Annotated in this window: 9 protein-coding genes and 2 pseudogenes; 3 read left to right on the forward strand and 8 right to left on the reverse strand. The window is 43.8% G+C overall.

Features of this window, described 5'->3' with window-relative positions; translation table 11 throughout:
- Positions 1-407: pseudogene (locus AB4496_RS19765) on the forward strand (alpha/beta hydrolase); the annotation flags it as partial.
- 179 nt (positions 408-586) lie between these two features.
- Here the strand turns inward: AB4496_RS19765 and AB4496_RS19770 are convergent.
- The 6 genes from AB4496_RS19770 to AB4496_RS19795 all read right to left on the reverse strand — a co-directional run bounded on the left by AB4496_RS19770 (position 587) and on the right by AB4496_RS19795 (position 6,129).
- Entirely contained in the window at positions 587-769 is a 183-nt protein-coding gene (locus tag AB4496_RS19770; RefSeq protein ID WP_102257622.1) for a hypothetical protein, read from the reverse strand.
- Between the two features lie 244 nt (positions 770-1,013).
- Positions 1,014-1,241: a PAS factor family protein gene (locus AB4496_RS19775; protein ID WP_004730426.1), complete on the reverse strand. Its 228-nt coding sequence runs from the start codon at positions 1,239-1,241 to the stop codon at positions 1,014-1,016.
- A 284-nt stretch (positions 1,242-1,525) separates the two neighbouring features.
- The gene (locus AB4496_RS19780) at positions 1,526-3,682 is read right to left on the reverse strand and encodes a c-type cytochrome (protein WP_102257623.1); all 2,157 of its coding nucleotides are present in this window, start codon (positions 3,680-3,682) and stop codon (positions 1,526-1,528) included.
- Positions 3,679-4,293: a cbb3-type cytochrome c oxidase subunit II gene (locus AB4496_RS19785; protein WP_009844942.1), complete on the reverse strand. Its 615-nt coding sequence runs from the start codon at positions 4,291-4,293 to the stop codon at positions 3,679-3,681. The genes AB4496_RS19780 and AB4496_RS19785 overlap by 4 nt, the downstream gene beginning before the upstream one ends.
- Positions 4,294-5,718 (reverse strand): cytochrome-c oxidase, cbb3-type subunit I, encoded by a 1,425-nt coding sequence (ccoN, locus tag AB4496_RS19790; protein WP_009844943.1) that lies wholly within the window; start codon positions 5,716-5,718, stop codon positions 4,294-4,296.
- Positions 5,719-5,742: 24 nt separating this feature from the next.
- Positions 5,743-6,129 (reverse strand): cytochrome c, encoded by a 387-nt coding sequence (locus tag AB4496_RS19795; RefSeq protein WP_009844944.1) that lies wholly within the window; start codon positions 6,127-6,129, stop codon positions 5,743-5,745.
- A gap of 367 nt (positions 6,130-6,496) precedes the next feature.
- Here AB4496_RS19795 and AB4496_RS19800 point away from each other — a divergent pair, with 367 nt between their 5' ends.
- Positions 6,497-6,964: a hypothetical protein gene (locus AB4496_RS19800; RefSeq protein WP_012600765.1), complete on the forward strand. Its 468-nt coding sequence runs from the start codon at positions 6,497-6,499 to the stop codon at positions 6,962-6,964.
- A 9-nt stretch (positions 6,965-6,973) separates the two neighbouring features.
- A complete protein-coding gene (locus AB4496_RS19805) occupies positions 6,974-7,999 on the forward strand; it encodes a diguanylate cyclase domain-containing protein (protein ID WP_004730440.1) in 1,026 nt (341 codons plus the stop codon).
- Positions 8,000-8,052: 53 nt separating this feature from the next.
- Here the strand turns inward: AB4496_RS19805 and AB4496_RS19810 are convergent, their stop codons facing one another.
- Positions 8,053-10,485 (reverse strand): bifunctional diguanylate cyclase/phosphodiesterase, encoded by a 2,433-nt coding sequence (locus tag AB4496_RS19810; protein ID WP_102257624.1) that lies wholly within the window; start codon positions 10,483-10,485, stop codon positions 8,053-8,055.
- A gap of 3 nt (positions 10,486-10,488) precedes the next feature.
- A pseudogene (locus AB4496_RS19815) lies at positions 10,489-10,791 on the reverse strand (spermidine/putrescine ABC transporter substrate-binding protein); the annotation flags it as partial.

Here is a 10,791-nt window from a genome sequence, read left to right on the forward strand (position 1 = left end):
CTAACTGGTCTGCACACCGAGTACGCGAGCAGTACCCACACTTTAACTACCAATCGGGTTGCGAGTTCTGGTTTACCGGAGAAATGGTGTACCCATGGATGTTCGACCAACTAGAAACGTTGAAACCATTACGCGAAGCGGCAAACATGTTGGCCGAGAACTCGGACTGGGGCACTTTGTACAACGCAGAGCAGCTGAGTAAGAATACGGTTCCAATGGCATGCGCAGTTTACGCGGATGACATGTATGTAGAGCTGGATTACAGCCGTGAAACGCTAGCGAACATTCCAAACTCAAAAGCGTGGATCACTAACGAGTATGAACACAATGGCTTGAGAGTCGATGGTGAACGAATTGTAGATAAATTAATGACGATGGTCGAAGCGTTAGAGAACCTGCCAAAATAGTCAAACTCTCTGCGTAGGTTATCTACGTTAGAGACAAGATACGCTAGAAACAAGAAAACGCTGCATCCGTGCAGCGTTTTTTTTATGTCATCAAACTCTGTTTTACTCAGTATCGTATTGATTACTAGAGCGAGTAAAACAGAGAGTTTAAGAACCGGGAGGGATAGTTCCTAAACTCATTATGGTTGGATGACGATATCTTGATTTTCAGTAGTCGATAAGCTGGCGCGGTCCTGTTCGATAAGTTGAGCCGCATAAGAGGGAGTCACAGCTTGAACTTCGCCCTTGGAACGAATAGTTAGTGCTTCCCACGCATGATCTCGGTATTTGCCTGTTTGTGTATATTCAATAAGTACTCTCATGATTCTTCAATCCGATGTGTGGTTAACGTGCTACTAACATTAGCGCCATTGTGGAGGTTGCACACCTGTTAAAAATGGAACATAAGATTAACCAAATGAGAATGCGTGTAACTTGAAAAACAGACCTTATTGAACTTATCTTAACTAACTGCATTTATCGTAACCAACGGTACTTATCGTAAATGGCATCCATAAAAAACGCTGCACAGTGGCAGCGTTAAAGTTGAGAGCGGTTGAAGATTGTTTAGCTGTTTTCTAAGCCAACAATCTTGCGTGCAGACATCACTGCGCTATCCAAATCGGTCAATCTACCAGCACTTGCTGGACCAAGAACTGATGAATACAAAGCCAACTGCTTCTCAAATGATAAATCTAATTGGTTATATAGATTTTGGCGGATTTGAGCGTGTTGCTGTGGCTTTGCGCTCGACAGACCTTCCAATGTATCGTAGATGAGTGTAGTTGTATCCATATCTGTCCTCTGCTGCACCTTTATAAAATTTTGCGTATTATGCACCTGGTACTGTATTTGTTCTGCGAGATTGATCGCATTGTGTGCAGCTCTGCTTAATTGTGTAATCAGTTGGTTATAGCTGTGTAATTGGCAGGATGTGATTATGTTGTCGTCTCAATCGTTGAGAGTGTCAGCTTGATAACAAAGAAAAGGAGACACGCTGGTCTCCTTTTAATTGATTAAGCTGTGATAGAAGTAACGTATTGTTGCTGCTTACCGAGTAAATTGAATACGTACAGAACCTAGCGAATGTTAATGTTCTTATCTCGACTTTCGTACATTTCAGGTGTGGTGTGTAACCCTCCAGCGTAACCTGCAGCTTCAAGAGTTTCTCTTACCTCTCGAACGTGCTCTGCCGTTACTGGTTCCTCTCTATCTCCAAGGTGCAATCGCACGAAAGTGATCAACTCAGCCAACCTTTGATCCGACAGCACATCTTCAAAGCTTGCCATTGGCATGAAGTTTCTGTCTTTGTCGAGATAGGTGGGTTGTAGGCCACGCACGGTTACTGCGATGGTGTTGAATGGATCGCTGTGCATGATGATGCCGTTATTCAACAGAGTAGGGGCGATAGGGTCACGTCCCTTACCATCGTCACCATGACAGGCTCCACATGTCTGGCGATAAGTGGTGTAAATGTCAGTCGCGTAAGAGTCTTCATCAAACCCTTTGGGCTGCAACGGAACGGCGTCACTGCTGATGGTGTTGTTGATGTCACCACTGAGTAGGTAATAGGACATCGACTCGATATCTTCACGCGTCATCAAGCTTAGGCTGTTTTTTACTACGTCTGCCATGCCCGCAAAAGCAGTCCCTTTGTCTGAGTGACCCGTGTGTAAGAAATCGGTCAGTGTCGCTTCATCCCAACCATCGACATACAGCTCGTTGGCCGTGATATCGGGCGCATTCCAACCGTCAATCAAGTTACCTTGGAAAATACGTTCGGGTATCAGAGCTTGAGCAATGTTTCGAGGGGTATGGCACTCAGAGCAGTGTCCAAGACCAGCAACCCAATATTTCCCTTGTTGCCATTTCTCAACGTTTTCGACTTCCGATTTAAGTTCTTCAGGCACTTGATAGTCAATCGGGTCGGTATCCATGAACACAATGTTCCACCCGAGCAGACCTAGACGTATATTCGAGGGAAACATCATGCTGTTGTCGTCATTGCGGCGAGGCACCGCGGTGATTGACTGCATGTATTCCCACAAGTCGAGCATGTCTTGGTCGGTGAGGTATTGATAAGAGGTGTAAGGCATTGCAGGGTACAGGTAACCATTCTTACCTTTGCCTGCAACTAACGCGGCTCGGAAATTATCAAAATCGTAAGTACCAATACCTTCCGTTGTATGGGGTGTAATATTGGTTGAATATACGGTGCCGAAAGGGGTCACAAACGGCAGGCCGCCAGCAAAAGGTTCGCCACCTTCGGCACTATGACACGCGACACAGTCACCGGCATAAGCGAGGTATTCACCACGTTCAACAGACTGAGCTTCTAGGTTCGCGAGTCTTTGCTGCTGCTCTGAGCCCGCATGTCGAATGTAAGCACCCAGTGCGAGTATCTCGTTTTCCGTAAGCTGTTTATCAAACGCAGGCATCAGGTTGTTCAAGCCTTTGTTGATAGTGTGCTGAATTTCTTCAATACTGCCGCCATGCAGCCAAATATCGTCGGAAAGATCAGGGACGCCGATCGCCGGATTCGCGATAGAACCATCGGCGTGACAAGATGAACAGTATTTTGCAAACAGCTCTTTGCCGACTTTGACTTTCACCTCTGGAACATCGGTATGGCGTTGATTGAGCGAAGCTAAGTAGTAAGAAACCTTAGCCACTTCATCGGGGCGCATTATCTCGCTCCAACCCGGCATCGCGCCATTTCGCCCTTTGGCGATCGAATGAATGATCGCTTCATCACTACCACCATATAGCCATTCTTGGTCAATAAGGTTAGGGAAGTGTTTCTGACCTTGAGCGTTGTCGCGGTGACAAGCCGCGCAGTGAGTTTGGAACAAGATTTGTCCGCTGTTTACTATTTCGGGTATGCCAGACAATCCTTCGAGGGTGGTTTCCGTTGTTTGAGAGAATTGCTCGTTTAACGTTGTGCTGGGTGAGCTGAGTTTGTCGTCACTTTGCTTCCAATCGACTAACCCTTCCCATTCACCAAGCCCGGGGTAGAGCACCAAATAGCCAGCAGACAATAGAAAGGCAATAGCATAGCTAACAAAGAGTAGTTTTGGCGGTGGCGCATCTTTTTCTTCAATCCCATCAAAAGTGCCAAGGGTGTGGTCTTGATCGGCTTGGTGATTGCTACGCCAATATTTAACGACAACAGACACCATAAGAACGAAGAAGATTAAGGTTAAAATTACCGCCCATAGATTCCAAAATGCACTCATTGTGATACCTCCTGTGACGTATCTTTACCAAGGCTTTGTAGATAGCGGATCAGAGCTTCACCTTTGGTTTTTCCTCTTACTTGTAATCTGGCGTCACCTATTTCTTGGTCAGTATAAGGAACGCCAAGTATGCGGAGGGTTTCCATTTTGTCGCTTATGTCGTCGCCTGACAGAGTCTGTTCAAATAACCAAGGGTAGGCGGGCATGATCGATGTCGGTACGACTTTTCGAGGGTCAATTAAGTGAATAGCATGCCACTGGTCAGAATACTTTCTCCCTAAATTAGTGAGGTCCGGACCCGTGCGCTTAGAACCCCACAAGTTAGGAAATTCGTAGATGTCGTCTGCTTCTTTGTTGGGACGACCATTACGTTTCACTTCAGGCTCTAGAGGGCGAACCATTTGTGTATGGCACACATGACAGCCTTCACTGATGTAGATGTCTCGTCCTGCTAACTCTATCGGTGTGAGTGGCATCGCTAAGCTGCCTTTGGCAATATCATCGCCACGGACAATGCTTGGCACTACCCAGACCAACAGAGAGAAGGAGGCCACGACAACAGTGGTCAAAATTAAAATGACGATTGAATGTGTAAAGTCTTTACTCATCATTTAAGCCCCCTCATTAACGGAGTGTTTAGCGTTATGTACTACTGGCATACGAACGGTTTTGTACAAGTTGAAAGCCAATAAGAACAATCCAAGTACAAACAGCGCGCCACCAAAGAAACGCATGAATAGCCAAGGTGCTTTAAAGTCCATAGCCTCTACAAAACTGTAAATCAGTTCGCCATTTTCATTTTGAGCGAGCCACATATATCCCTCGCCGATGCCTGCGATCCAAAGTGCTATCGCATAGATGGCGACGCCAGCATGAGCGAGCCAAAAGTGCCATTTAATCAGTCGTCGTGACCATAGTTCGGTTTGGCCCCATAAGCGTGGAATGAAATAGTAAAAAACCGCTATCCCTGACATTCCAACCCATCCGAGAGCCGCGGAATGTACGTGCCCGATGATCCATTCGGTGTTGTGTGCCACCATGTTGAACCAGCGAATAGCGAGTAGCGGACCTTCGAATGTTGCCAAGCAGTAGTAAAGAATCGCTGAGAAAAAGAATAAAAGAATGTAGTCGGACTTCAGCTTTTCTTTGTTTTGTAGGAGGGTCATTGCGCTATTAAACGCACCGGCCCAAGAAGGGAGCCACAGGATCAATGACATCACGATTCCGATGTTCTGAATCCAGATGGGAACGGAAGAGTAGACTAAGTGGTGCGTTCCGGCCCAGGTGTAAAAGCCGACCAACCCCCAGAAATGGATCACAGACAAGCGGTACGAGTAGATAGGTCGGTCCGCTGCTTTGGGTATGAAATAGTAATTCATACCAATCACACCAGCGGTCAGCAAGAAGCCGACGGCATTATGTCCCCACCACCATTGAACAATCGCATCTTGAGCGCCTGCAAACACAGAGTAGGACTTCATCGCCAACACAGGCATCGCGAGGTTGTTCACGATGAAAATCATTGCAACGACGATGATGAAAGCAGCAAAGAACCAGTTAGCCACGAAGATATGGCTGACCTTTCGTTTAGCAAGGGTGCCAAAGAACAACACCGCATACAGCACCCAAACCAACACAATCATCAAGTCGATTGGCCACTCAAGCTCCGCATACTCTTTTGAGCTGGTGTGGCCTGCGGGTAAGGAAATGATCGCAAGCAATAGAATAAATTGCCATCCCCAAAATACCATCCATGAAAGGCTTTTATTGAACAACTCACAATGGCCTGTTCGCTGGGCAATGTACAAAGATGTCCCCATCAAGATGTTCACGACGAACCCGTAAATCACCCCAGATGTATGTAGCGGGCGCAGTCGACCAAACTGGAAATATTGAGAATCGAAGTTTAAGACTGGCCAATACAATTGCGCGGCGAGAATCACCCCGATGATCATACCTACGATTGCCCACACTAAAGACGCGATGATGAAGTACTTAACGACCTTAATGTTGTATTGCGGTGTCACTTGTTCCATAACAAGGCTCCTTGCCTAAAGCTTTTATTCGCTGACTGAATTTGATTCGTTGAGTGAGTTTGAATCGTTGCCGAGCATCGAATAGAAATAGGAAATGTCGCGGATGTCTTGGTCTGAAAGTGTGTCGGCTTGTTGCTGCATGAGAATTGCCAAACCACTGGTTCTTTCCCTTGTCTGATAGTCTTTTAACGAGGAAATGAGATATCCCACCTTTTGACCGCGAAGGTTCGGGTAAGGGTCTTGTGTTGAGATACCATCAACGCCATGACAGGTCATACACACCTTGGCTTTTTGTTTTCCTAACTCGAACTGCTCGTCGTTGGATTCTGCGTAAACTGGATTCATGACAGCCGTCATTAGCAGAATGGAAAGTGCGGTTATGGGGTTAAACTTTTGCTTATTTAATCTCATTACGTATTCCCTTATTGAAGAAAAGAGCGAGTGCTTGATGACCCTCAGAAAACACTCACCTTGGTGTAAAGGTTATGCATGCATAAGCGTTCTCGCTACTTACTGACTCATATTTATTGTCAATTTTGTTAGTCAGTACGTATTCAGTGGCAAGATTGGATTACTCATTGCCTTTAAAACGCAGGGATTACTTGTATGAACGCTAATTAAAGTCTTATTTAGACAAGGAGAAGGTGTTGTTCGCACCTGGTTACAGGAATGAAACATTATTTGAGAAAGGTTCGAACTGCATCATTGAGAAAATAGGCAATGTCTAAGCAAGTCAAATGACTAATATGAACTAGACTCAAATTAGTGACCTTTTAAAATGGAGTTTAAAATGAGAGCTGCACTTCTGTTTATCCTTTCACTGTGTTCATTTTCTATTTTTGCAGCATCGGAACTGACAATATTCGATCACTTAGGGCAAAAGCATCAATTCAGTCGAGAACAACTGTTATTGCTTCCTCAAAAAGAAATCACCACGTCATTACCTTGGCTGGATGGAGAATTGGTTTATAGTGGTGTGGCCTTACAAACGGTGCTTGAAACTATGGATTTACCCATGGCCTCGCAGGTAACTTTTGTTGCACTAAACGATTATAAAATAGCGGTGCCCAAAGAAGACTTTGACGACTACCAGCCGATCATTGCGATTAAACAAAATGGCCAATTTATGTCAGTCAGAGAAAAAGGTCCGTACTGGTTGATATATCCACTTTCTTCGACTCCAGACATTGATAACACTGACTTCCATGCCAAGATGATCTGGCAGATACGCGATATTCATTTGTAAGGACTTAGTATGAAAAAGCTGTTGTCATTGACTGCAATTAAAGTCGTCGTGTTATCTTTAGCGGCAGTGGTACTCACCATTAATATCTACAGTGTGACCCGCATTAACGATATCAATAAGAGTTTTTCCACCCGACAAAATGAGGCAACGTGGTTCGTTTTTCAATTGGTGAAAGAATACGCCAATTTCTTGATGGTAAGCCGTTCTGAAACTATTGATTATGATGAGTTATGGTTAGCGTACGATATTACGTGGAGCCGTTTTGACATATTAATTAACAGTACTGAGTCCTCCAATTTCATCAAGTCAGCAAACTTTAAACCTTATTTTAGTGCGGAATTTGATAAATTTAAGAGCTTGGAATCCTCAATTAAACTGGTCAGTCAAGGGTTGTTGCCCAAGGAATCTCTGCAGAAAAAAGTCGATATTTGCTACCACACACTCGTCGATTTTATTAATGACAAGTTTCGATTACAAAGCCCTGTGATTGAAGAAAACACCTCTATGGTTGATAACTTAGTGACAGTTCATCGGATCAGTAGCGTTTTTCTTGTTGGCATCTTGTTATTGACTGGGATTATTTTTTATATGGATTTTTCTATTAAAAGAAAGCTCTACTCTACGGATTTTATTACAGGATTTCGCAATCGAATTTCGTTGATGAAATTTGTTAAGAATAGCTACTCGAAGGACAAAAACTTTGATCTCTATTTTGTCCGAATCAGAAATCTTACCGAGATTAATCAAAAATATGGCCTTGAATATGGGGACCTTGTGGTGAGCTCGGCTGCTAAGTCTTTGACCACCAAGATCCCTGAAAGCACCATTTCATTCCGAAGCAGTGGAAGCCAGTTCTTATTCTTCATTCCTGATCATTTGTACGCGAGTGACGAAATTCAGGACAAGTTTAACGATGTGCTTAGTGATTACATCTCTGCAGGTAACTTAGAATTGATGATTGACGCCGTAGTGAGGCACAAGAAGAACATAAGCTCTAAAGACATGATGGAGCTGTTGACCTCGATGCAAGGCTAAGCTTCTACAAGGTTTGGTCGTGGTTATTAAGTAGTCATGCTTTCGGAATACGACTACTGTTTCTGATTGAGTGCCACAACCCTTTCGTTAGTACCTGGTTCTAAAAGGGCTTGCTGATCCAGAATAGTTTGCGGATTGTGGTCGCGAACAAATTCAATGAACTCGATGTAAGTGAGTGGTTGGCTGAAAAAATAACCCTGTATTAGGTCGCAGTTGGCTTTTCGAAGGTGATGATACTGTTCGAGAGATTCGACACCTTCGCCAACAACGAAGGTGTCACAAGAGTGCCCTAAGTTAACCATGGACTCGACCATCTTGCGGTCAGCTTTGTCGTGGACGATATTATCGATAAAGCTCTTATCTATTTTAAGTTCATCGACAGGGTAGTGAAGAAGTTGGTTAAACGCCGTGTAACCCGTACCGAAGTCGTCGAGGGAAACTTTTAAACCTAAGCTTCTGATGCTCTCAATGGTCTGCACGGTAAGCTTGCTGCTTTTAACGTAACTGGTTTCGGTAATTTCTATAATGATGTTGCCCGGAGGAACTTGATAACGTTCGAGTACCTTTCGAATATTATCGGCAAAGTTACGGTTGTAGAGCTCCATCGCCGAAATGTTAATGGACAAGGTGCCTTTGTATTGGTGAATCTCCGACAGTTCTTTATAGCTTTTGATTGCGGTACTAATGACCCACATGTCGAGTTTGGATATTAAATTACTTTTCTCAGCGGCTGGAATAAACTCATCCGGCCCAGCCTTTATATCAAATAGAGCAGGGCAGCGAATCAGACATTCTGCTCCGTCAATCTGAAGTGTCTTAGCATTGAAAATAGGCATAAAGCGAAGTTCAAAGTTATCACTCACGCAGCACTCTAATAGCCTTTTCTCGATAACATCATGCCTTTCAAGTGAATGAAGTAGTTCTTCGCCGTAAACAATCCGGCTATCTCCGTCACTGTGATCCTTAGCATTAATCAACATCTCATCAATACATCGGTGCCATATCTCCTCGAACTTAGGAGTATCGACGGGTAGTACACCAGTTGCAATTGAAAGCCTGAACCCATAGTAATCTAGGAAAGTCGTACCCGTTAGGGTGTTGTTAATGTTCTCAATTTCTTCGTTTATTGATTGGTGTTCACCCATTTCCAATATGGCAATGAATTGGTTGCCTCCAAGCCTTGCGATTGAATAGTCGCTGCAACTAAAGCCGAAAGAGGATTGTTGATTCTGCAGGGTTTCTCTTAGTGTTTTGGCTAGACTAACGAGTACATTGTCGCCCACCTTTGCACCGTATAAATCATTGATTTTACGAAAGTCGATAATGTCCCAGCAAACCAAGTAGCAGTGTGGGCTCCTTGAGCTTTTTATACGTACATCGAGGTGTCGAATAAATGAGCGTCGGTTCGCTAATTTGGTTAATTGATCGAATTCGGCTTCGAATTTCAATTCCGTTAGTGAATCAATGTAAGCGTTCTTCAAACCATCAATTTCACTGTGCCCGGATGAACGTTTGAAATACCTCAGTTTAAGTCCGCCAATCGATATCTCGTGTAGTAGCTCTTTGAGTGGACGTACTAATTGGTAGCGCACCACCATGTGTACGATGAGCATAATAATGAATAGTGTCGTCAAACTGCCAAGTAAGGTCTGCTTAGCAATGATAGATTTTTCCTGATTGAATTTTTTTTCGCGAATATTAACTTGAGCGAGGAAGTGACGGCTGTTCATCTCAACTTTGATTCTGTCTTTGGTTTGTTCAAACGATTTGATAACAAACTGCGTATTCTCTATGTGTGCAGTATTCGATGATGGCTCAATCAGAAGCTGCATATTGTCATCATCGTTGTATTTTATTAGTAAGTTGGATAGTTGTTTTAATGGACCATCTGCAATCAGTATGTATCGATTTAAGCTGTCGTTTGCGCGTTTGTCTTGTGGGAGCAAGTAAGGGTCGATTGCAATAACGTAAGCGTATCTAAGTTCACCACTCACAGAGATATATGAGAAGCCTTTATGAGACAGCTCGTTTTTATTGATTAACGAGGTATAGATATCGAAGATTTTTTCATAGATGTTATCGGGGATTTTTAACCCTTCGAAAGGGTCTGCTCGTAACGTAGATAGCGTTAACTGGAACTTAGGGTCAACGATATAGATGTTACGTTGACCAAACTGATTAACGTGACTTTGGTTTAAGACGCGAAGCACTCTTTTTTCCAGCAGGGACAAGGTTGTGTAGTCACTAGGGTTTTGAATATATCGCAAGAACTGTAGCGATGAACCAATATCTTTTACAAGCAAAGATAAACCAAGTTGCTCGTACTCAGCGGCCACTAGCGCTGTGTTTACGTCGGATTGCACCTCGTCTAAGTACATGTGTTTCGCATGGTTGGAGGCTAAGTTGTAAGTAACCATTCCGCCTATTGCAAATACGAACAATAAAGTAGGAATGAGCACAAAGTAGAGCTTCTTTAATACTGGCATTAATTATCTCAAACTGTCGACAATGCGGTTACGAATTTGAATGCTATTGGGTTCGAGTTGCTGATACAGATAGCTGCGTTCTAAAACCTCTTTGCTAGGGAAAAGCTCCGGATCATTTTGGTACTCTTGCGTTGTTAAGGCTTTTGCTTTTGAGCTTGGAGTTGCAAACCATGAATCCATTGCGTTTTGAGCGGCGATCTCGGGTTGCGACAAGAATGATAGAATCGTTGTTGCTTGTGCAGACAACTCTCCGTTGTTAATTGCAGCAATGCACTCTAACCATAACGCTGTGCCTTCTTGAGGCAC

Source organism: Vibrio sp. 10N.222.46.A1 (assembly GCF_041473595.1).
GTDB classification, from domain to species: domain Bacteria; phylum Pseudomonadota; class Gammaproteobacteria; order Enterobacterales; family Vibrionaceae; genus Vibrio; species Vibrio tasmaniensis_A.